Source organism: Mycoplasma sp. 480 (genome assembly GCF_051353065.1).
In the GTDB taxonomy this organism is placed as follows: domain Bacteria; phylum Bacillota_I; class Bacilli_A; order Mycoplasmatales; family Metamycoplasmataceae; genus Mesomycoplasma_A.
Genome location: NZ_CP195722.1, coordinates 431,209 through 454,973, shown reverse-complemented (window position 1 = coordinate 454,973; position 23,765 = coordinate 431,209). Strand labels below are relative to the sequence as shown.

The window sequence follows — 23,765 nt, the reverse complement described above, 5'->3', positions numbered from 1 at the left end:
ATGAAACCAAAGAAAAATTATTTAATTTTTAACTCATTTAAAATAGATTGAAAAGAAATTTTATTCAAAAAACAAAGCAAAATTATTTTATTTTTTAAAATTTTTGTCTTGATATTATATTCAATTTATTTTACAATAAACTATGTATTTTTTAATAATTTTATAAAACTCAATAATTATAGTCATATCAATTTAGAAAGCAAAGTTCTGTTTTCAGTGACTTATTGATTTTTTAGTTTTGTATCTTATTTATACTTATTTAAAATTTACACTGGTGTACAATTACATTTGTGAAAAATTAAGTATTATTTTATATTTGCTTCTTTGTTTCTTCTAACTTCTATTGCATTTTTTGGTTTATCTTTATTTTTATACATTAATGTTGATACTTTCAGTAAAGAGAAGTTTACCTTTAATTTAAATTTAGCAGTTTATTTACTTTTATATGTAATAGTTTTAAATTGTGCTTACAATTTTTACAACTACTTTATTTTTAAAAAAAATGATGTAAAACTAAAACTTAAATATAAATGAACTATTTATTCTTACGTAAGTAAATTTATTTATTATTTTGCTTTTTTAATTTTTTATATTAACTTTTCTCTATATATAGAAAAAACTGGAATAAATAATATAACAAGTTATCCATTTTTACATTTTTTAATAAATGATTGAAAAATATCAGATTTTGTTTTAAAAACTTTATTAATTATTGGTTTATGTATAACTCTTTTTCCTTTTGTTTATAGTTTTTTCAATTTTTGAGAAATAAAAGCAAAAAATAAAGATTTTAATAAGCTATTTTTATGAATTTCAATAATTTCAATGTTTTTAACCTTGCTTTTATTTTTCAGCCAATTTGCTACTCATTTTCATTTCAAAGCGTGAAATTATATTTATTTAGGTTTTAGTATTGTAATAATTTTAATTTACTATTTTTTAGTATTAAATTTCAAAAACATTTTTAAAACAGATCAAATAATAAAAATTTTTACTTTATGCTCTATATTTCTTTTATGAATGTTATTTTATTTAATAAGAATTCTTTTTGATTACAATTCATCTAAAAATATTTCTGGAATTCAAATTACTGATATAAATCTTTTTATAAACGGTATTTCTAACTTTTTAATCTTAGTTTTATTTTGTTTAAAACATAGAAAATGAGATTTATTTAAAAGATTATTTGTTAGGTTATTTGTTAACTTTTTTACTTTAATAATTTCAATAGTCTTTTATTTAAAAAATAACAATTTATTTTATTTAATTAATGAGTTTTTAAATATTGAAATTTTATTTTATTCTATTATAATTTTTTATATACTATTTAATATTTTATTGTTGTCTTTTTATAATTTATTAATTTTACAATCAACAAAAAAAGGAGTCAAAAATGTTTAATTTTTTAAAAAAAGAAGAAAAAGAATTTAAAAAAATCCGTAGTGAACTAAAAAAAAATAATGATTATTTTTGAATTTTAGAAAACTATAATAAATTTATAAATGATAATCAAACAGTGCATTTAAAAGACATTTTAAACAATATAAAACTGCTTTTAAATTCAAAAGAAGAAATTGAAAATTTTGATTCTTTTTTTAAAATTTATGAAAAAAGTTTTTCTGAAAAAAAAGAAATTGATTTTGGTATCTTTTCAATTATATGAATGAAAAATGATAAATTTATTTTTCCAACAATAAAAAAAGATAACATTTTTTTACAAGAAAAATTAGATTTTTCAAACAATGAAATTTTTAAAAATATTCAGGACATTTTTACTGAATATGTTCTTGACGTAATTCAAAAAGAAAAAAAATTAGTTTTAATTGATGGCATCATTATTTATTTTAACAAAGATGAAAACTTCGAATTATTTTACAATGAAAAACAAATTAAAAGAGTAAAAAATGAAATCTAACAACTCAAATTCACTTAAAGTTTTTGAAAATCTTTATGCAACAACTAAAATTAGTAGATTAAACACAATTTTAAAAATTTCTAATATTAATAAAGGGTTTGAAGAAAAAGTTTTTTCTTCAATTAATGTAAAAAATATTCTTTTTTCAATTGAAAATAGATATAAATTAAACTCTTTTTTCTTTAAAAATTCTAATAAAGAAAAAAACAATTCCAAACTTTGAATTTATGTTTCTGAAAAAATAGAATTAAATTATTTAAACTATAACAATATAAATGATCAACTATTAAAAAAGTTTAACTTTAAAAAGGATTTTTTAATTACAATTGGTGTTGAAGCTATAAATTTTGCAAACAAAAATAAGATTATTCCTATTTTTCAAACTGAAAATACAAATGAACAGCAAATTTATGAACTGGGAAAAATTATTTCTGAAATTTATGGAAATAAAATTGTCTCAGAAGTAATTTTTATTTTAAATTCTAATAGAATTAAAGATAACTCCATCACAATTTTACCTATTGATAAATTTAATTTTGATTTAAATAATTCAACTAATTTTCAACAAATTTCTTTTACAAATGAACATTTGATTTTCCCAGATATTTTTAATTTTATTAAAAATCTTTTTTTAATTTATTTAAACTCTATTGTTCCTGCTTTAATTTATGAATCGTCTTTTTTTAAATTAAAACAACAATTAATTCACGAAACAAGAATATTAAAAGAAATTGAAAAAAATATAGAAAATATCAAAATTAAAACAAAGGAATTAAAAAGACAGAACTTAACAGAAGAAATTGTGTTATTATCACAATTACCAAAGGAAAATTATGAAGAGTAAAGTTTTAACGAGTTTATGATCGAAAAATATTGTTTTTAAAAAAAAGAAGTCTTTTTTTAATGTAAATATTATTAAAAGTAATAAAATTATAGAAACGTTTTCTGAAAGCAATATTAATATTTATATTCCAAAAGAAAAAACCTATTTTTCATTTAAAGAAAATGTTTTTTGTTCTTTAGATAATGCGATTATAAAAATTAGAAATAAAGAAAATATTATTAAGTTATTTTTAGTAGATAAAACAATAATTAAAAATGATAAAAATTCCAAAACTTTAGAAGTAATAGTTTTTAATTATATTAAGCAACTTTTTTCTATTAAAAATGATAAAATTAAATTAAAAGAAATTAAAATTAAATATAAACAAGCAAAAAAAGATTATAAAAAGGTTTTTAGACAAAGTAAAGTAGGGATGGATATTAATGATATTCTACTAAAATATAAGGTTGTTGAAGAATATGAAATTCTAAAAATAATGAAAGGATCAAAAATATATTTTAAAGATGAGCAAACGAAATAAATTTAAATTTTTTAGAAGATTATTAATCTCAACTTTACCTATAATTCCTGTATTTTCATCAATTTCTTTATTAAGCAATAATGAAATTGATGAAATAGATAATTACAAAACAGAACAAGTTGATCATATCCTTTCTACTTTAAAAAATAAAATTGCTGAATTATATAGTCAAAGTTTACAAGAATTAAAAAATTCTTTCCCAACAAAAGCAGAATATGAAAAAAATAGGTATTACCAAATTCTTAATAATAATTTTTCTATTATTGAAAATTCTCTTAAAAAATATATTAATAATGACTTTGATTTTCTAAAACAAGAAACTTATTTTTCTAGAAATTCCATTTCAAACGAAGAATCAAAAATCATTAATACTCTTTCAAAAGATGAAAGAATAAACATTTTATCTTCTTTTTTAAATAGAATAAATAATGTTTATATTACTGATTCCAATTGATTAACTAATCCAAGTAATTTCCCTATTTATGGTTATGATTTCAACTTAGATGATAAAGAGATGACTGATGTTGAAAAATCAAAAATTGATAGTATTATCTTTAATTTAGAAAATCAAGTTAGAAATTTCAATGGCACTGATTTTATTGCATATAATATTCAAGAAAAACTAAGAGAACATATTTATAGAGATAGAAATATCTTAATGCAAGCTAGAAATGAAAATAAATTAGGAATAATAAAAATTAAACCAGAAGCTCTTGAAAAAAGTGCATTCAATTTAAAGAAAAGTGATATTTATATTGAAAATCCTAATCCAGAATTTAAATATACTGATGAATTTATTGTAAAAGATCCTGAAATTACACAATCAAACAATGGTAGAACTATTGACATAAGAGCAAAAATTAACTTAAATAACGTTTTTCTATTTTTTGACGAGCATTTTGATTTTAAATACTCATTTTTGGAATATGAAAATTTATTATTAAATAACTATTACAATAATTTAATTGAACAAAAAAGAATATACTTAAAAGATACATCAAAAAATAAAAATTTTGATGAAATAACTGAAAGTGATTTTTATAGTTTTGACCCAAATGATAAATTTAATTTTGAAATAAATTCAATACAAAAACATATTTTTGAATTAGAAAGAAAAGATGTTTTAATCAATTTTACATTAACAAGTAAAATTGATCCAAATTCTTTTGAAATTATAGCTCCAAATCAGCATTATTTATTCCAAAAAAAAGGGAAATTCCTTTATGAAGATATTTTACTAAATAAAATTCAAGATATTAATTTAGCTGATGAATTACCTTTAACTTTAACAGATAAAGGAAAAGAAATAACAGCTTCTAATGCAAGATTTTATAGTCCTTTAGAACAAATTGCTTATGTTTCAGGCGATACTAAAGGTTTTGATTACAAAATTAAAAAAATAGTAAAAAAAGCTGATAGCGATGGAACAATAGGAATTGCAGAAGTTGAAATAAGTAATGGAGAAGAAACAAGAAATTATTTTACAGAAATAACTGGTTTTAAAAAAGAAGAAAAACATATTAAATCTGACAATCCTGAATTTACTCAAGAAGACAAAGATAACATTTATAATAATATGTTTAAAGAAAATGTTGATGTTTTAAATAATTTTTTAAATAAAGAAGATTTACATAATTTAACAGAAGAGCAAAAAGCAGCATTATTTGCTTCTGCATTTCTTTTTTCTGAAAATAATATAAAAAACAATATTTCTAATGTTATAGAAGAAGTTGAAAATAATCCCGATTTTTCAAATTTAACTAAACAAGAAAAAACAGAAAAAATAGAAGAAATTTTAAAAAATGATTACAAAGAGTTATTTGAAAAGAATAAAAACCTTTTAGATACAGCTATAGGAACTGCTATTGATGGTAAAGCAGAAAAAATAAAAAATGTTTTGGAAAATAACAATAAAATTGACTCTGAAATTGCAAAATCTATTTTAGACAAACTTGAATTACAAAAAAACGAAATTAAAGATATTCTTAAAAAAGAATCTGATCCAATTTTTGACGAAAAAATTAAAAATATAGTTGAACAAATTGATGATCAAACTAAAAAAATCCTTGCAGATAATGCAGCTAATTTTATTAAAAATTTAAATCCTTTACAAATTAAAAAAGTTAAAAATTCTGTAGAGCTCGGTATTTTATGATCGATAGTAACTGTAGGTTCTATCGTTTCTCTAGCTAGTTTAATGACGATTTTATTTTTAATTTTTAAAAGAAATAAAAAAATAAAACAAAAATTAACTTTACTACTTTCTTCAGGTGTTTTAGGTAGCTCAACTCTTGTTTTTGTGATTTATATATTATTAGAATTGATGAGGTAAAATGAAAAAAAATAATCTAATTGTAAAATCGATAAATAACTTTTTAATTAAAGTTGAAGGTGATTTTAATTATGAACAAAATCAATTTTTTAAAATCAACAAAGATGTTTATGGTTTTTTACTTTCTGCAAGTAAAGAAGGAGCTGATTTAATTATTTCTAATCCTAACACTAAAATTGAACTAAATAAAGAAATAGAACCTATTTTATTTGACAAAATAGAAACAAATAGTGGTTTTTTTGGAAAAATAATTAATATAAAAGGTGAAATTTTAAATAAAAATTATAAAGAAAATAATAATATTGTTTCTTTTGGAAAATCTGAAATTTTTAAAACTGCAAGAGGGATTAATGAAAGAAAAAAAATAAATCAGCCTTTATTTACAGGATATTTTGGAATTGATTTATTTACTCCGATAGGAAAAGGTCAAAGACAACTAATTGTTGGAGATAGAAAAACAGGAAAAACTCATTTAACTCTCTCTTCCATTATCAATAATTGTTCTGATAATAATATAAGATTTATTTATGCTTCCATCGGACAAAAAAATAGTTCTATTTCAGAAATTTATGAAATTTTAAAAAATAATGGTTGCTTAGATAAAAGTATCATTATACATGCTGAATCAGATAATTCTTATGATCAATTTTTGTTACCATATGTTGCAATGGCTCATGCTGAAAATTTATCTAAAAATAATTTTGATGTTATTTTAATATTGGATGATTTAACTAAGCATGCAAATATTTATAGGGAAATTTCTTTATTATTGAATAAACCAGCAGGTAGAGAAGCCTTTCCTGGAGATGTCTTTTTTACTCATTCTAAATTATTAGAAAGAGGTGGAAATTTTAAAGATGAAGGTTCTATAACTGTTTTTCCTATTGTGGAAACAAATTCAGGTGATATTACTTCTTTTATATCTTCCAATATTATTTCAATTACTGATGGACAAATTGTAACAAGTAGTGAACTATTTAATTCAGGAATTGTTCCAGCTATAAATTATCCAATTTCTGTTTCTAGAACAGGAAGTTCAGTTCAAAATAAACAAGTTTCTGAATTATCAAAAGAGTTAACTAAAGTTTATAATAATTACATAAAAAATCATAATCTTAATGATATTAAATTTAATCTTTCAGATACCTTTACTAAAACTTTAAATCAAGGTAAAAACATTGAAAAAATATTAACTCAAAAAGGTTTTAATAATTATCTAAACACAGGGGAAATTATTTTATTTTCAAAACTAGTAATTTGAAACATTTTAGATGCTAATGAAGAAAATCAAGACTTATTTAAATTTATTTTCAGTTTTTTACAAAAAAACAAATGAGCTAATAAAATTTATAATAAACTCATTAGTTCAGAATTTGTAGATGAATTTCATTTTAAAAATTTTATAATTAATGCAATTAATGATTTTTACAATTATAAAGGAATAACAAAGAAAATTAGTCAAGAAATAAATTTTAAAAAAATAAGTGAAAATGAAATGAAAGAGTATTTAGGTGAATAAAATGAATGGAAAAATTTCAAAAATTTTAACAGATGCAGTAGAAATTCAATTTGATATTGAAAATGATTTGTCAAATAATAGTCTTGAAATTGGAAAAATAATTAGTGATTTAAAAGAAGAAAATATTTTACTTGTTGAAAAAATAATTTCCAATTCCGTTGTTAGAGCAATTATCATTCACAATCCAACTAAATTATTTATTAATCAAGAAGTTATCTTGCAAGATAAAAAACTTCAAGTTCCTGTAGGTTTAAAAACTAAAGGAAACATTTTTAATATTAAAGGAGAATCTTTAAATCAACCTAAATCAAAATTCAAAATGATAGATTTGGATTCAACAATTACAAAAGTTAAATTTGAAACTAAAAACAAGTTATTTTTGGAAACGGGAGTAAAATGTATTGATTTTTTTATACCTATTTTCAAGGGAACTAAACTTGGAATTTTAGGAGGAGCTGGAGTTGGCAAAACAGTTTTAATGAAAGAATTAATCTTTAACTTATCTTCACAAAAACTTAATAATAAATTGACTTCTATTTTTATTGGTTCTGGCGAAAGAACAAGAGAAGGCCAAGAATTGCTAGATGAATTAAAAGAATCTAATTTACTAGAAAAATCTATAATTTTCATTTCACAAATGAATGAAACAGCTGGTTCAAGAAATAAAATAGTTCCTATGGGAATAACTGCTGCTGAATACTTAAGAGATGTTGAAAAAGAAGATGTTTTACTTTTTATTGATAATATTTATAGATTTATTCAAGCAGGCAATGAGTTATCTTCTTCACTTGGAAAAAAACCGTCAGCTGTAGGTTATCAACCAACACTAAATTCCGAAGTTTCCTATATCGAAGAAAGACTTAACGAAAATGAAAATGGTGGTATAACATCTTTCCAAACAGTTTTTTTACCTATGGATGATATAAATGATCCAGGTTCTATTGCTGTTTTTAGTCACCTTGATTCTGTTTTAGTTTTATCAAGAGAAATAGCATCAAACGGTATTTTTCCAGCTTTTGATCCACTAAAATCCAATTCAAGTTTATTAACAATTGAAAATATTGGAAAAAGACATTTTGATGCACTTACAGAAACTAAAAAAATTCTTCAAAAATATGAAGAATTAAAAGATATTATCCTTATTTTAGGTTTAGAGCAACTGGATAATGAAAACTGAATAATAGCAAGAAAAGCTATGCAATTAATTAATTTTTTTAGTCAAAAATTAAGAACAGCAAGTAATTTTACAAAAGAAAAAGGAGAATTTATCTCTATTGAAAAAACTATTAGTTCAGTAGAAAAAATTGTTTCAGGAACTTATTTAAATATCCATCCAAAAGAGTTTTTATACATTAATTCAACAGAAGAAATTGATTTAAAATTAGAAAGGTTAAACTAAATATGATTTTAACTCAAATAATAGTAGGAATATTAGCTATTATTATTACGCCTTTTTCAACTGTTCCACAACTTTATAAAACTTTTAAAACTAAACACGTTGGTGTAGTGAGTTTTACAACTTTTTGAGTATTGTGATTAAGTTATATTTTTTGAATTTTTTATTCAATTTTTAAAAATGAAATTTCTATTTTCATTTTCATAGCTTCATTTGTAGATTTAAGTTTATTAAGTTTACTGATTGTATTATTTTACAAATATTCCAAAAAACTAAATTACATTTATATTGCCATTTTTCTGTCGTTTTCCTATATTTTAGTAATTATTTTAACTATTTTAAGTAGTCTTAAAATAATCTCATTCAATAACAATATAGTAAATTCAATTTTAATAAATGCTGCAAGTTTTTGCATTTCATTTGCATCATTGCCACAATTAATTAAAGGATTATTTTTCAAAAAAATGAAAGGGTTATCATTATTTTATAAATCACTTGTTTTAACTGTGGAAATTTTATGATTTACCTATTGATTAATTGCTGGATTGATTACAATTTATAATTTAGACGGTGGCATTGCTATAAGTATTACAGAAATGATTCAACTATTAATTTGATCCAGTTTTGCAATTATTACTAATTCATTAGTGATTTTGATGATTTTAATAAAAAATAAAAAACATAGCAAAAATGAACATATTTCAAACTAAATTGAGAAAAAATGATAAAATTTTTTATTATGAAAAAGATAGTACAAGTAAATATAGAAATCCCAAAAGGATCAAATATAAAATATGAATATGATAGAAAAACCAATCAAATTATAGTAGATAGAATTTTAAGAGATGGTTTTAGATATCCAGCTAATTATGGTTCTTTAAGAGAAGCGCTAGATTGAGACGGAGATGAATTAGACGTATTAGTTTATTCAGATGAATCATTTTTTAGTGGTTCTGTATTAAATGCAAGAATAATTGGAGCTATGAAAATGATTGATGATGGTGAAACAGATACAAAATTAATAGCTGTTCATGAAGATGATTACCGTTTAGATCACATTCAAAAATTAGAAGATTTACCAAAATGATGATTAAGAGAAGTAGAATTATTTTTTAGCACATACAAAAATTGAAAAAGATCAGGAATTACTTCTGTAAATGGTTTTGAAGGAATTGAATATGCTATTCAAGAATACAATGAATGTGTTGAATTAATGAATGAATATTCTCATTTACCAAAAGAAGAATTTATTAAATTAATGAAAGAAAAACATCCTGAAAAATACGAATAAAAGCACATTAAAAAACTTTGATGATAGTTTTTTAAATAATAAAGTAAAAATAATTGCAGGTTGCGATGAAGTTGGTCGTGGTTGTGTAGCAGGACCAGTTGTTGCAACCTGTGTTATTTTAAAAACTGAATTTGATAGCAATCAAATAACTGATTCTAAAAAAATTCCTAAAAACAAACATAAAGAACTTGTAGACTTAATTATAGAAAATTCATTAGAATATCACACAATTTTTATAGACTCTCAAACAATAGATGAAATTAACATTTTAAACGCAACAAAAGAAGCAATGAAAAAGTCAATTGAAAAATTTAACACAAAAATTGATTTAGTTTTAACTGATTTTGTTAAAATTGATTCTAATATCAATCAAGAAAATATTACCAAAGGTGATTCTAAATCGTTATCAATTGCTGCTGCTTCTTTAATTGCTAAATATACGCGAGATTCCTTTATGAAAGAAATTTCCAAAGATTTTCCAGTATATAATTTTAGTCAAAATTCAGGTTATTTAACAAAAGAACACAAAGAAGCATTAAAAAAATTTGGTTTTTGTTCAATTCATCGCAAAAGTTTTGAACCTATCAAAAGTATGCACAACAAAATAAAAATTTTTAAATAATTTCATTTTGTTGTGTTAAAATTTAAATATAGACAAAAAATAAATAATATTTTAGAAAGGTATTATGGAAAAAATAACTGTTGTTATATCTGATCCAATTGGATTACACGCAAGACCAGCTTCAAAAATTGTTTCTGTTTCTTCAAAATTCAAATCAGATATTAAAATCATTACATCTGCAGCTTCTGCAAACGCTAAATCAATTATGAATATTATGTCTTTAGCTATTAAACAAGGACAAGAAATTTCAATTGAAGCAGAAGGTGAAGATGAAAAAGAAGCTATGGAAGCTTTAAAAACTACAATGGTCGAAAATAATTTAATCTAAAAATTGTTTTTGTAATTATAATTAACAAATTAGTTAAAAATAGACTAATTTGTTTTTTATTTTCATAAAAAAATTATATAATTTTATTACTACAAAAGATTAAAAACAAGGGGGAAATATGTCTAAAAAAATTACAGGGATAGGAGCTTCAAATGGTATTTCAATTGCAAAAATATTCAAAATTAAAGAGCAAAAAATTGAATTAACAAATTCAAAAATTGAAAATGTTGAAGCAGAATTAAATCTTTTTAATATAGCAATAAATAAAACTATAAAACAAATAGAATCAATTAAAGAAAAAGCATCTAAAACACTAAACGAAGAAGAAGTTGCTGTTTTTGATGCTCATATACAAGTAGCAAATGATCCAGCAATTATGGATGAAGTGCAAAACTTAATTAAAAATGAAAAATTGAATGCAGCTTTTGCGACAGAAAATGTAACTAAAAAATTTATTGAAATGTTTTCAAATTTCGATGATCCATATATGAAAGAAAGAGCAGCAGACATTAAAGATGTTGCTACAAGAATTATTAAAAATATTTTAGGTATTGAAATTGTTGATTTATCAGCAATCAACGAAGAAACTATTATTGTAGCAGAAGATTTAACACCATCAGATACTGCACAATTAAATAAGAAATTTGTAAAAGGATTTTTAACTAATATTGGTGGTAGAACCTCTCACTCTGCAATTATGGCTAGAAGTCTAGAAATTCCGGCAATTTTAGGTTTAGGAAATATTACAGAAATAGTAAAAAATAAAGATGTTGTAGCAATGAATGGTGAAAAAGGTGTTGTTATTATAAACCCATCATTAGAAGAAATAAAAGAATTCGAATTAGAATTTAAAAAATTTATGGAAAATAAAAAGGAATTAGAAAACTTTTTAACTAAAAAATCTTTATCAAAAGATGGTAGAGAAGTTACTCTAGCAACTAATATCGGTTCAGTTCAAGATACAGAAGGAGCATTGAAATATAACTCCGATGCTATTGGATTATTTAGAAGTGAATTTCTATATATGGATGCAGAAAATTGACCTTCTGAAGAAGAACAATTTAACTCTTACAAAGCAGTTTTAGAAAAAATGCAAGGAAAACAAGTGGTTGTAAGAACTCTTGATATTGGTGGGGATAAAACTTTAAAATACTTTAAATTCCCTGAAGAAATGAATCCATTTTTAGGTTACAGAGCGATTAGACTTTCTCTTGATAAACAAGAAACTTTTATAACACAATTAAGAGCTTTAATTAGAGCTTCTTATTACGGAAATTTAGCAATTATGTTCCCTATGATTGCAACAGTTGATGAATTTAAACAAGCAAAAGAAATCTACTTAAAAGTGTTGGAACAAGTTAAAGCAGAAGGTCATAAAGTATCTGACAAAATAGAAGTAGGAATGATGGTAGAAATACCAGCAGCAGCAGTTTTAAGTGAACAATTTTGTAAATATGCAGATTTTGTTTCAATAGGAACAAATGATTTAATGCAATACACCATGGCTGCTGATAGAATGAATGAAAAAGTTTCTTACTTATACCAACCATTAAATCCTTCAATTTTAAAATTAATTAAAATGACAATTGATGGAGCACACAAAGCCGGTAAATGAGCAGGAATGTGTGGAGAAATGGCTGGAGATTTAAATGCAATTCCTTTATTATTAGGAATGGGTCTTGATGAATTTTCAATGTCAGCAACAAGTTTATTAGAAGCAAAAAAATTAATTTCTAAAATAGATTATAAAAAAGCTCATGCTTTATCACATCAAGCAATTAAATGTGATACAGAAGAAGAAGTAAGATTATTACTTGAAACATTTAAAAAAGAAAATGAAATCATATAAAAAATATTCTGATATTCCAGAAAAATATCGTTTCGATTTAGAAAGTCTTCTTGAAAATAAAAAAATTGAAGTTATTATTCAAGAATATTGAATAAGTAAAAATGAAGAATTAAAATATAAAGATTCAAAATATGAAAATATTGAATCTTTTATTTATTTTAAAGAACTAGAAAATAAAAATGAGCTAAAATTAAACAAAATAATTAACTATTTATCTAATAAACTATCTATAAACTCTGTTGATCCAATCATAAGTAAAATTCAAGTAAAATTTGAAAATGATCTAGATGAATTTAATAAACAAAATGGTTCTGAAATAAACCGTTTATACAAAAATATTGACAAAATCAAAGAATGAATAAAGGATGAAAGACTAAAATCATTTAAATATGAGTTAACACAAATTTTAGATTTCCAAAAACACAAATTAAGCGATGAAATCGAAAATTTTCTTTTAGACATCAATAAAGCAAATCCTGATTTTTCTGAAATTTTTCAAGTTTTAAGTGATGTTGAAACTGATTTAGGTTATGGAACAACTTCTAAAAACAAAAAAATTAAAATTACTCACAGTAATTATTCTTTATTAATGAAAAACAAAGACAGAAATTTAAGAAAAACTGCTTTTAATAGTTATCTTAATTCTTATTTTAAAAATAAAAACACTTATGCAAAACTTTTAATCCAGCATTTTTCAAGAATTTCTACTTTTGCTCTTAAAAGAAAATACAATTCTTCCGTAGAATCCTTTATAAGTGAAGATTATATTGAAGAAAATATGCTCCAAACTCTCTTTAATAATGTTAAAAAATTAAAACCATTATTAAAGAAATTTCAAAAATATGATTCTTTATTTTTTAAAGCTAAATTCAACCAAAAGAAAGAATATTACGACTCATTTGTTGATTTAGTTGATAAAAAAGAAATATATTCAGTAGAAGAAGCACAAGAAATTTATAAAAAATCTTTAAGCATAATGGGACAAGAATATAACGATGTTTCTCAAAAAGCTTTTAATGAAAGATGAATTGATTATATGAATTGTGATGGAAAAACTTCTGGTGCATATTCAATTAGTAATGCTTATGGTTTAGATAAGATATTTATCTCAATGAATTGAGATTACACTTTAGAGTCTGTTTTAACTCTTGCTCATGAAATGGGACATTCAATGCACACATATTACTCCAATAAAAATCAAGATCAAAACAATGCAGAATATCCTATTTTATTAGCTGAAATTGCATCAATATTTAATGAATTAGTAGTTAGTGACTATTTAAAAGAAAATGCTAAAAATGATTTAGCCAAGTTACAAATATTAAGAAAAAATATTCAAGATTTTATTTCCACTGTTGTTAAACAAACCTTTTGATCAAATTATGAGTATCACGTTTATAATGCAATAGACAAAAATCAAGAAATTTCTACATTTGATGATTTAGCAAAAATTTATTCTAACACATATAAAGAATATTTTGCTTCTGGTTTTAAAAATGAAAAAAGTTTAATTTTTGCAACAATTGTTCCTCATTTTTATTTAGATTTCTATGTTTATAAATATGCAATTGGTTTTTTAGTTGCAAATTATTTCTTTAATGATTACAAAATTAATGGACCAAAATCATTAGAAAATTATATTCATAATTTCTTATCAGCAGGTGGAAAAGATAAACCATCTATAATTCTACAAGAAGCTGGAATCAATCTAAAAAATGATGATTTATACATTAATAGTTTTCAAATTTTAAGCAAAAATATTGAAGAATACATAAAATTAGGTAAAAAAATCTTTAAAGTATCATAAAAATTAAGGTTTTTTTGCATTTTTATTATATAATTAAACATATATTAATTTAACAAAAATTTAGTAATTATAAAGATTGTAAAGGATAAAATGAAAAAACATAAATTATTAAAGCCTATTTTAGCACTAAGCACAGTTTCTGCTTCAGTTATTACTTTGATTTCTTGTTCAGACAAAAAAGAAGAAAAAAACTTTTTATATGTAAGTCAAACTAATTTATTTTCTACTTCAGCAGAATTTAACTTTGAATCAAAAAATACAGATTTAAATTTTGATGATTCTAAATATAAGTATAAATTTGAATACAAAAAAGAAGCAGATGCAGATTTCAGTACTTTAGCTAACGAAGATTTTAGAGTAGTAGAAGGTTATAAAAACAAAGCAATAGTTACATTAAAAAATTTAGAACCAGAAACCAATTATTTATTTAAATTTTCAAGAGCTACTAAAACTGGAGAAAATTCATATAGTGAATTTCAACAAGTAGAATTAAGCACAGAAAATGAAAATAAACTCTATGCATTTACAACAACCAAAACTCCAGATATTTCAAGTGGTGACTTTATTTTAACCCCAAATAAAACAGCTACATCTACACAAGTATCATTAACTTTCAGCAAACCTGAACAAATAAAAGATAAAAAAGTTTGAGTTGTATTAAGTGAAATTTCATTAGGTTCTACAGGTTATAAACAAACAAAAGAAATAGAAACTAAATCACAAGTTTATTTAGATACTTCAAAACCTTTAACTTTTGAATTTGATAAATTACAAGGTCAAAAAACTTATTTAATTTCAGATTTATTAGTTAGTGAACAAAACGAAAGTGATAAATCAAAAGCAACTAAATTATCTTTTGAATCAGAAAGTTTAATTAAGCAATTAACCACCACATCACGTTTAATTAGTGCACAAAGAGTTGCTTCAAGTGAAGTTGCAGAAAGTGATCAAGCTAAAAAACCATTTACAATCGCTTCTAATGTTACATCTATTGAAAATGGTTCAACTTATAAATTAACCATTAGAGAATATGATAGAACATCAGGTAAATTTAAATTAGTTAAAAAAGAAGGTAGTGAACAAGAAAATTATGTTGAATACACTTCAAGCGTTACAGCAAGTGAAAACAATTTAAATCGTTTCTTATTTGTATTTAACGATATCCCAGAAAAAGGAAAATCCTATATAATTGTTAAATTTGTTAAAGTAACAACAGATAATAAAGAAGAACCTTTAACAATTTTCAGAAATGCTAATAACACTATTATTGAAGACGTATTTATCAACTAAAATAAAAAATTCAAGTTTAATTACTTGAATTTTAATTTACTAAATTTACAGCAACATTGCCATTTTCCTGATTAATATCACTAATTTCCACTTCTACAACTTGATTGATATTAATTTTATTTTCTTGATATTTAGAAGAATGTAAGAAAACATCGTCTTTTAATCCTATCTCAATAAAAGCACCAAATTCAGTAATGTTTCTAATTATTCCTTTAAAAATCATACCTTTTTCTAATTCATCTTTATTAACTATATTATTTCTTAAAATAGGATCATCTAAGTCATCTCTAAAATCACGAAGTGGGTTAGAAAGATTTTCTAAAATTAATTTTATTTCAAAATATTCTAAATTTAATTTAATTTTAATATTATTAATTTCTTGTTCATTATTTAGATATTTGAATTTATCATAATCAAAAATAGATAAACCATATAATTCCATAATTTTATATGCTTTTTTATACATATCAGGGTGAATTGAAGTTTTATCTAAAAATTCACTTGATTCATTAACTCTTAAAAAACCAGCAGCTTGTTCAAAAATCTTCTCATTAATTCCAGAAATTTTTAAAATTTCTTGTCTAGAGTTAATTTTTTTATTTTTTTCAATATAAGAAACAATATTTTTAGCTGTTTTGAGGTTTAATCCAGAAATATGCACAAGTAAATCAACAGAAGCAGTATTTATATCCACACCAACACTATTAACGCATTGAGAAATTGCAAAATCAACTTTCTCATTTAAAAGTTTAACTGGTATATCGTGTTGATACTGTCCAACACCAATACTTTTTGCTTCAATTTTTATCAATTCAGATAAAGGATCGATATTTCTTCTTGCAATGCTTATTGCTGATCTTTGCTCTACAGATAAATCTGGAAATTCTTTTATTCCAGCTTTAGATGCAGAATAAACAGATGCCCCAGCTTCAGAAGTTATAATAAATTTTATTTCTAGAGAATGTTTTGTTATTAACTTTGAAATAAAGTTAATGCTTTCTCAACTTGCAGTTCCATTTCCAACTGCTATCAAATCTACCTTAAAATCCTTTATTAATTGCAATATTTTATTTTCTGCTTCAACTAAATCTTGATTATTTTTTGGTTTAGTTGGATAAATAACATCAATTGATAAAACTTTGTTATTAGCATCTACTACAGCTAATTTGCAACCGCTTACAAAACCTGGGTCTCAACCTAAAATAATTTTATTTTTAATAGGTTTTTGTAATAAAAGTTTTGTTAAATTTTTAGCAAAAATATTTGCACTTGTTTCTTGTGATTTTAATAATAATTCGGAATACACTTGATTTTCAACACTCGGAATTAAAAGTCTTTTAAGTCCGCTTTTAACAGCTTCTTCAATATATTGTTTTCCTTCTCATTCCACTTTTTTAGTGTATTTATTAATTATGAATTCAGTTATAAAATCATTTTTGTATTCAAAAGAATTAGTAATAACTTTCTTTTCTGTAGCTCTATCTATTGCCATTATTTGGTAACTTAAAAGATATTTAATTGGTTTATTAAAACTGTAATAAATTTGATATTTATTTTCTATATCATTTTCTCTATTTTTAAGTTTAGTTACTATTTTGGAATATTTATAAATTAAATCTACTCATTTTTGTCTTATTTCAACATCATTATTTACAATATCAGCAATTATGTCTTTAGCACCTTCAATTACATCTGTAACATTATTAACTTCTTTTTGAGGGTTTATATATTTTTCTGCTTCTTTAGTAAAATTAACTTTTCTATTTAAAGATAATAAAAAGGTTGCAAATCCCTTTAATCCTTTGCTTATAGCAATATTTGCTTTTGTTTTTTTACCTGTTGAGTATGGTTTATAAAGATTTTCTAACTCCACCATTTTTTCGCATTTTAATATACTTTCTTTTAATTGGTCGGTTAAAATTTCTTTTTCAGTTAAGGTTTTTATAATACTTTCTTTTCTTGCTTCAAGTTTTAAATTGTAGTTATATAAATCGTATATTTCTTTTATTTCAACTTCATCTAAACCGTTTGTATAATCTTTACGATATCTAGAAATAAAAGCAATGGTATTTTCCTGTTCAAGAAGTTCAAGAACTCTTTTTATATATTTAGAGTCAATATTTAGTTTTTTTTCTAATTGATTAATAATTTTTTCGTTCATTTTTTCCTTAGTTAAACTCAATTACAAAGTAATGTTTTTTTCCTTTTTTTATTAAAATAAATTTTCCATCAAAAAGGGAAAAATCTATATTTTCGTCTTCGCTCATAATCTTTTTATCATTAAATATTAAAGCTCCCTGTGCAATAAATTCTCTCATTTCCCTTTTAGAATTAAAAATTTTAGTCTCAATCAATAAATCAGAAATAGTCTTATCTTTAGTTTGTAAGAAAAAAGGAATTGAATTTCTTAATTGATTTATATGTTCAATTGTCAATTCTTTAAAATCACCTTTATTAAAGAGAATATTAGTTATTTTAACAGCATTATTTGCTTCAGTTTCGCCATGAATATTTTTTACAACTTCAAAAGCTAAAGTTTTTTGAGCTAATTTGAATGATTTATTTTCATTGTGCTTTTGAATTACTTCTTCAAGTTGTTCCAAACTTAAAAAAGTTAATCATTTTAAAAATTTTTCGACTTCTAAATCATCAGAAGCAAGTAAAAATTGATATAAACTATAAGCAGAAGTTAATTCAGGTTTTAACCATAATGATCCACCACCAGTAGATTTTCCAAATTTTTTATTGTTTTTATCAGTAAGTAAATTTGTAGTTATTCCAAAGGCATTGTTGTTATCTCCAAAAGCTTTTCTAATAACTTCTATCCCTGTTGTGATGTTTCCTCATTGATCAGATCCACCTAATTGTCCTTTAACATTGTAATTTTCATATAAATATTTAAAGTCTCATCCTTGAATTAATTGGTATGAAAATTCTGTAAAACTCAAACCGTTTTCTAATCTATCAGCAACTGAATCTTTTGAAATCATATAATTTATATTTAAATATTTACCAACTGTACTTAAAAAAGTTAGAATATTCATGTTTTGGTAAATTTCTAAATTATCAAAAACTTCTAAATTGAATTTTTTTAACTGATTAATTATTGATTCTTTATTTTTTTTAACTTCATCATCAGATAAAAGAACTCTATCTGATGATCTAAAGGAAGGATCTCCAATCATTCCTGTAGCTCCTCCTACCACCGCTAAGACTTTAACTCCTGCTTTTTGAAATCTTAAAAGGGTACAAATTTGAATATAGTTACCTAAATGTAAGGAAATTGCTGTTGGATCAAAACCAGCATAAATAAATTCATCGTCTTTCATATTAATGAATTTTTCTTCATTAGTAATATCTTTCAAAATACCACGTTTTTTCAAATCATCTACCAATTTTTTTTTCATTTTTCTCCTTTATTAATATTTTACAAAATAAAATAAACTAATATTTTAAAAATATTATATAATATTTTGTATGAAAATCGCAATTATAATAGATTCCGCTACAGGATTAAGTCAGAAAAAAGCAGAAGCAATGGATTTATATTTTTTACCGCTTTACATTCAAGTGGATGAAAAAGAATTCGCTGATGGAATAGATTTAGAATCTGGTGAAATTTTAAAATATGTAAATCTTAAATCAAAAGTTTCTACTTCAGCAACTCCATTAGGTCTTGCACATGAACTTGTAGACAAAATTAAAGATAAATACGATAAAATCATTATTTATCCAATTAGTAAAGGTTTATCATCTCAATACTCTAATTTTAAAACTTCATTTAAAAATGAAGAAAAAGTTTATGTTGTTGAATCCAATAAAGTAACTCTGCTATCTGTAATTGATATCATTAATTTTAAAAACAATATAAAAAATGGTGTTGATTTCAACTTAGCTGTTGCTAAATTAGAAGAGGATTTTGTTGGAAAATTTTTATTAATTCCTAAATACAATGATGCCTTAGTTAGAGGTGGAAGATTATCTCCTTCTGCTGCTTCAATTGCTAAATTATTAAAAATAGTTCCTGTAATAAAATTAGAAAATGGGATGTTACAAAAAGAAGGTAAAGGAAGAATTTTTAGAAAAACTTTATTCAATTATTATAAAGAAAATTGAGATAATTTACCTAAAACTAAAGATACTAAAACTGTTATTATTCATTCTGGAAATAGTGAAATAGAAGAAATTAAACAAGAATTTGAAAATTATTCAAATTCTAAAATTGAACTTTTTGATATTCCTAATGTTATCGCTATCCACACTGGTTTAGAAGCTGTTGCTTTTGGAATCATTAATATTAGCGATGAATCATTGGATTTAATTAAAAATATTTTTGCTAAAAAGTAATAAAAAATGAAGTTAGTTACTTCATTTTTCTTGGTAGTGTAAGATATTTTGTGTAAATTTCTCTTGCTTACTTTTTAGTAAGAGATTTGAGAATAGCAAAACACAAATCTATTAAAATTATACAAAAAATCATAAATAGACAAAACAAAAACCAGGAATTTAATCCTGTTTTTGTAAGTCATTTATGATTTTTTAATTACTCATTATCAAATACTATTTTTAATTGATTTAAAATTTGCCCTCAATTTGAGGTAATTGTTTTTCACTTTTCAAGTTGATTCTGAATTGCAAAATAAACTATTTTCATAAGCGAATCTTCGGTAGGGAAGGAAGTTTTATTTTTAGAAATTTTTCTAATATTTCTATTAAGATTTTCAATTACATTTGTTGTATAAATTAGTTTTCTAATTTCTTTTGGAAAATTGAAAAAAGTAGAAAGTTCATCGAAATTATTTCTCCAACTTTTTATTGCATAATGATATTTACTATCTCATTTGTCTTCAAATATTTGAAGAAATCGAGAAGCTTCATCAATATTATTAGATTGATAAATATTTTTCATATCTGAAGTAAATTCTTTAATGTCTTTATAGTTGACAAATTTAACAGAATTTCTAATTTGATGAACTATGCATTTTTGAATTTGAGTTTTAGGAAAAACTGCTTTTATAGCATTTGAAATCCCTGTTAAATTATCACTGGAAATTAAATAAATTTCTTCAACTCCCCGTAATTTTATGTCATTTAAGACTTGCATTCAGTATTTTGCGCTTTCTGATTCTCCTATTCAGAAACCTAAAACATCTTTATATCCATCCAAGGAATAACCCATAACAATATACACAGATTTTTCAACTAATCTGTTATCTTCTTTAACTTTAAAACGTATTCCATCAATAAAAACCATACCATAAGTTTTATCTAATGGTCTATTTTGTCACTCTATAATTTGTGGCATTATTTTATCAGTTACTCTACTAATAAAACTTGGTTCCACTTCAATTCCATATAACTCATTTAATGTTTTTGAGATATCTCTAGTGGAAATTCCTTTTGCATATAAATTAATTATTTGTCCTTCGATATGAGAAATATCATATTGAAATTTAGGAACAATTTGCGGTTCAAAATTAGATTTTCTATCTCTTGGAATTTCTATTTCCATATCTCCAAATTGTGATCTAACATTTTTAGTATACGAACCATTTCTATAATTATCTTTAATAATTTTTTCATGTTCATATTTATCATAACCTAAATGTTTTTTCATTTCTTCTTGAAGAATTGATTCAAGAAGATCTTTTGTATTATTTTTTACAATTTCATAAACATCTTCGATTGTTTTTGGTTTATATTTTTCGTAAAGCTCTTTTGCAGTTTCTAATTTTTTATTCATAAAAAAATTTCTCCTTATAAATATTTTAATTTAAATATTTGCTATTGAGAAATTTTTACACAAAATTTATTACACTTCCTTTTTCTTTATTTTTCCTTTATTTTAATGTCTTCTTCTTTTTCTTTTTTCTCTGCTGTGAGAAATATTATTAATTTTTTTATCTAAGAATTTTTCTTTTCTTTTTCCATTTTTAGATTCTTTTCTATACTTTTCTTTAATAATAACACTTGGTTCAGGATTTAGTTTAATTTCTCTTTTGTTGTTTTTAGTGTTTGCAATAAATTCAGCTAAAATTATAGCTAATTCTTCGGTATTAAAAGTTTCTAATAATTTATCTTTGATGTTTGTGTATTTTGCATATTTATTTTTTTCTAATATTAGTTCACATTCTTCAAATATTCTTTTTTCTCAAACAGATTTTAATTTTTCATCACTTGGAACAAGAATTTCTTCAATTTCAGAGTTAGTTTCATTTGCAATTCTTTCAATGTGTAAAATCTCGTTATGTTTTACAAAAGATAAAGAATATCCGGTTCTACCAGCTCTTCCGGTTCTACCAATTCTATGTGTATAATATTCAATTTCCTGAGGTAAATCAAAATTAACAACTCACTCAACGTGATCTACATCAATTCCCCTTGCCATAACATCTGTTGCAACTAAAATTGAAATATCTTGTTTTCTGAATTTATCCATTACAAAATTTCTTTCTCTTTGTTGCATATCCCCTTGAATACCAGATGCTTTAAAACCATATTCTCTTAATGCATCACTAAGTTCATCAACTCTTTTTTTAGTTCTTCCAAATATAACAACTGATTTAGGTTTATATAATTCAAGAAATTTTATTAAATTATTTAATTTACTTGATTCTTTCATTAAAACATATTCTTGTTTTATTGTAGAACTTGTAGTTAAACCTTGTGAAATAGAAATTACTTTTGCATCAGTTGTGATCATTTCACTTAAATTCTTAGTTTTTTTATCAAATGTTGCTGTAAAAAAGAAATTTTGTCTCTGCTTTGGAATAAAGTTTAAAATTTCTTTAATTTCTTCGTAAAAACCTACTTTTAATAATTCATCAGCCTCATCTAAAGTAAAGGATTTTAAGGCAGAAAAATCTATATTTACCTTAAATTTTTCCCCTTTTAACAAATCAATTAGTCTTCCTGGAGTTGAAATAATGATTTGTGGTTTTTCTTTTATTGCTTGCTTTTGTTTATCATATGAAATCCCACCTAAAATTAATGCATTTTTGATTGCAAAATTTTTAGTAAGACTTTCAAATGTTGTATAAATTTGTGTAGCTAATTCTCTTGTTGGAGCTAAAATTAAATGTTGTATACTTTTATTTTTTTCGTCTGTATTTTGAATTATTGGTATAGCAAAAGCTGCGGTTTTACCTGTTCCTGTTTGTGCTTGACCAATAATATCACTTCCCATTAATGCTAATTCTATAACAGCATCCTGTATTGGTGTTGGTTGATCATAACCCATTTCTTCTATTGCTGTTTGTAATTTATTTATTAAATTAAATTTTTTAAATCCCATTTTTTCCCTTTTTATATTATTTTTACAAGTGATTTTAATCACCTAATTTCCTTTATATTTAGTTTTCTATATTCGCCTTTTTTTAATCCAATATGACTGAGTCCAGCAAATTCAATTCTATTTAATGATTGAACTTTTAAATTGAAAATTTCAAATAATTTTTTAACATGGTGATAAGTCCCCACACTTAAAGTTACTAAATAAGATTTAGTATCTACTTGTTTTACTTCTTGTTTTGAATTTATTCCATCAATAAAGACATTATTTCCATTTAAAAAATCTAATTGCTGTTTTGTTAACGGTTCATTCAATCTAACTCTATAAATTCTTAATATATTATATTTTGGATGTAATAATCTTTGAGTTAATTCGCCATCATTAGTTAAAAGAATTGTTCCGGTGGTATTATAATCTAATCTTCCAACAGGGAAAATAAACTTATTTTCCTGTATTAAATCAGTAATAACGGTTCTTTTTTGTGGATCATTTAATGAACAAATTACTTTTTCTGGTTTATTCATTATATAATAAACATTTTCTTGTTTAAAAAGCGGTATGCCATCTACCAAAATTTTATCTTTAAAACTTGCTTTATCACCTAAATTTGCAATTTTTCCGTTAATTGTAACTTTTTGTGCTTGAATTAATTCTTCTGCTTTTCGACGTGAAGCAATCCCTGCTTGTGATATGAGTTTTTGAACTCTTTCTATTTTCATAAACAAAATTATATATTATTTTCGTTTTTTATTAAATAAAAA

20 protein-coding genes are annotated in these 23,765 nt (G+C 23.2%); 15 read left to right on the top strand and 5 right to left on the bottom strand.

The window, feature by feature from the left end:
* The 14 genes from ACR34G_RS02065 (at position 1) to ACR34G_RS02000 (ending at position 15,713) form a co-directional block, all read left to right on the top strand.
* A complete protein-coding gene (locus tag ACR34G_RS02065) occupies positions 1 to 1,401 on the top strand; it encodes an MSC_0624 family F1-like ATPase-associated membrane protein (RefSeq protein ID WP_436359161.1) in 1,401 nt (466 codons plus the stop codon).
* Positions 1,394 to 1,915, top strand: a complete 522-nt coding sequence (locus ACR34G_RS02060; protein WP_436359160.1) for an MSC_0623 family F1-like ATPase-associated protein — start codon at positions 1,394 to 1,396, stop codon at positions 1,913 to 1,915. The genes ACR34G_RS02065 and ACR34G_RS02060 overlap by 8 nt, the downstream gene beginning before the upstream one ends.
* Positions 1,905 to 2,759 carry an MSC_0622 family F1-like ATPase gamma subunit gene (locus ACR34G_RS02055; protein ID WP_436359159.1) on the top strand — a complete coding sequence of 285 codons (855 nt, stop codon included), beginning with the start codon at positions 1,905 to 1,907 and terminating at the stop codon, positions 2,757 to 2,759. The genes ACR34G_RS02060 and ACR34G_RS02055 overlap by 11 nt, the downstream gene beginning before the upstream one ends.
* Entirely contained in the window at positions 2,749 to 3,279 is a 531-nt protein-coding gene (locus ACR34G_RS02050) for a hypothetical protein (RefSeq protein ID WP_436359158.1), read from the top strand. Before ACR34G_RS02055 ends, ACR34G_RS02050 begins: the two co-directional genes overlap by 11 nt.
* A complete protein-coding gene (locus tag ACR34G_RS02045) occupies positions 3,263 to 5,611 on the top strand; it encodes a hypothetical protein (protein ID WP_436359157.1) in 2,349 nt (782 codons plus the stop codon). Before ACR34G_RS02050 ends, ACR34G_RS02045 begins: the two co-directional genes overlap by 17 nt.
* 1 nt (position 5,612) lies before the next feature.
* Complete coding sequence (locus ACR34G_RS02040) at positions 5,613 to 7,130, top strand: MSC_0619 family F1-like ATPase alpha subunit (protein ID WP_436359156.1); 1,518 nt, start codon at positions 5,613 to 5,615, stop codon at positions 7,128 to 7,130.
* A gap of 1 nt (position 7,131) precedes the next feature.
* Positions 7,132 to 8,529, top strand: coding sequence for an MSC_0618 family F1-like ATPase beta subunit (locus ACR34G_RS02035; RefSeq protein ID WP_436359155.1), 1,398 nt, complete (start codon positions 7,132 to 7,134; stop codon positions 8,527 to 8,529).
* Between the two features lie 2 nt (positions 8,530 to 8,531).
* Complete coding sequence (locus ACR34G_RS02030; protein WP_436359154.1) at positions 8,532 to 9,236, top strand: PQ-loop domain-containing transporter; 705 nt, start codon at positions 8,532 to 8,534, stop codon at positions 9,234 to 9,236.
* A gap of 29 nt (positions 9,237 to 9,265) precedes the next feature.
* Entirely contained in the window at positions 9,266 to 9,817 is a 552-nt protein-coding gene (locus tag ACR34G_RS02025; protein WP_436359153.1) for an inorganic diphosphatase, read from the top strand.
* Positions 9,798 to 10,439, top strand: coding sequence for a ribonuclease HII (locus tag ACR34G_RS02020; protein ID WP_436359216.1), 642 nt, complete (start codon positions 9,798 to 9,800; stop codon positions 10,437 to 10,439). The genes ACR34G_RS02025 and ACR34G_RS02020 overlap by 20 nt, the downstream gene beginning before the upstream one ends.
* A 64-nt stretch (positions 10,440 to 10,503) precedes the next feature.
* Positions 10,504 to 10,767, top strand: a complete 264-nt coding sequence (locus ACR34G_RS02015) for an HPr family phosphocarrier protein (RefSeq protein WP_436359152.1) — start codon at positions 10,504 to 10,506, stop codon at positions 10,765 to 10,767.
* 118 nt (positions 10,768 to 10,885) lie between these two features.
* Positions 10,886 to 12,616 (top strand): phosphoenolpyruvate--protein phosphotransferase, encoded by a 1,731-nt coding sequence (gene ptsP / locus ACR34G_RS02010; protein WP_436359151.1) that lies wholly within the window; start codon positions 10,886 to 10,888, stop codon positions 12,614 to 12,616.
* A complete protein-coding gene (gene pepF, locus ACR34G_RS02005; protein WP_436359150.1) occupies positions 12,603 to 14,423 on the top strand; it encodes an oligoendopeptidase F in 1,821 nt (606 codons plus the stop codon). Before ptsP ends, pepF begins: the two co-directional genes overlap by 14 nt.
* A 90-nt stretch (positions 14,424 to 14,513) precedes the next feature.
* Positions 14,514 to 15,713, top strand: coding sequence for a hypothetical protein (locus tag ACR34G_RS02000; protein WP_436359149.1), 1,200 nt, complete (start codon positions 14,514 to 14,516; stop codon positions 15,711 to 15,713).
* A 31-nt stretch (positions 15,714 to 15,744) separates the two neighbouring features.
* Here ACR34G_RS02000 and ACR34G_RS01995 read toward each other — a convergent pair whose 3' ends face one another.
* Together ACR34G_RS01995 and tyrS are read right to left on the bottom strand one after the other, a co-directional pair.
* A complete protein-coding gene (locus tag ACR34G_RS01995; protein ID WP_436359148.1) occupies positions 15,745 to 17,874 on the bottom strand; it encodes a Tex-like N-terminal domain-containing protein in 2,130 nt (709 codons plus the stop codon).
* 7 nt (positions 17,875 to 17,881) lie between these two features.
* Positions 17,882 to 19,120: a tyrosine--tRNA ligase gene (tyrS, locus tag ACR34G_RS01990; RefSeq protein ID WP_436359147.1), complete on the bottom strand. Its 1,239-nt coding sequence runs from the start codon at positions 19,118 to 19,120 to the stop codon at positions 17,882 to 17,884.
* A gap of 70 nt (positions 19,121 to 19,190) precedes the next feature.
* Between tyrS and ACR34G_RS01985 the strand changes: the two genes are divergently transcribed.
* Positions 19,191 to 20,060: a DegV family protein gene (locus tag ACR34G_RS01985; protein WP_436359146.1), complete on the top strand. Its 870-nt coding sequence runs from the start codon at positions 19,191 to 19,193 to the stop codon at positions 20,058 to 20,060.
* A gap of 196 nt (positions 20,061 to 20,256) precedes the next feature.
* On the opposite strand, the gene ACR34G_RS01980 is transcribed toward ACR34G_RS01985, so the two are convergent.
* The 3 genes from ACR34G_RS01980 to ACR34G_RS01970 all read right to left on the bottom strand — a co-directional run bounded on the left by ACR34G_RS01980 (position 20,257) and on the right by ACR34G_RS01970 (position 23,723).
* Positions 20,257 to 21,456: an IS256 family transposase gene (locus tag ACR34G_RS01980; protein ID WP_436359145.1), complete on the bottom strand. Its 1,200-nt coding sequence runs from the start codon at positions 21,454 to 21,456 to the stop codon at positions 20,257 to 20,259.
* Positions 21,457 to 21,558: 102 nt separating this feature from the next.
* Positions 21,559 to 23,007 (bottom strand): DEAD/DEAH box helicase, encoded by a 1,449-nt coding sequence (locus tag ACR34G_RS01975; RefSeq protein WP_436359143.1) that lies wholly within the window; start codon positions 23,005 to 23,007, stop codon positions 21,559 to 21,561.
* An 11-nt stretch (positions 23,008 to 23,018) separates the two neighbouring features.
* Positions 23,019 to 23,723: a pseudouridine synthase gene (locus tag ACR34G_RS01970; RefSeq protein WP_436359142.1), complete on the bottom strand. Its 705-nt coding sequence runs from the start codon at positions 23,721 to 23,723 to the stop codon at positions 23,019 to 23,021.
* Positions 23,724 to 23,765 lie beyond the last annotated feature (42 nt).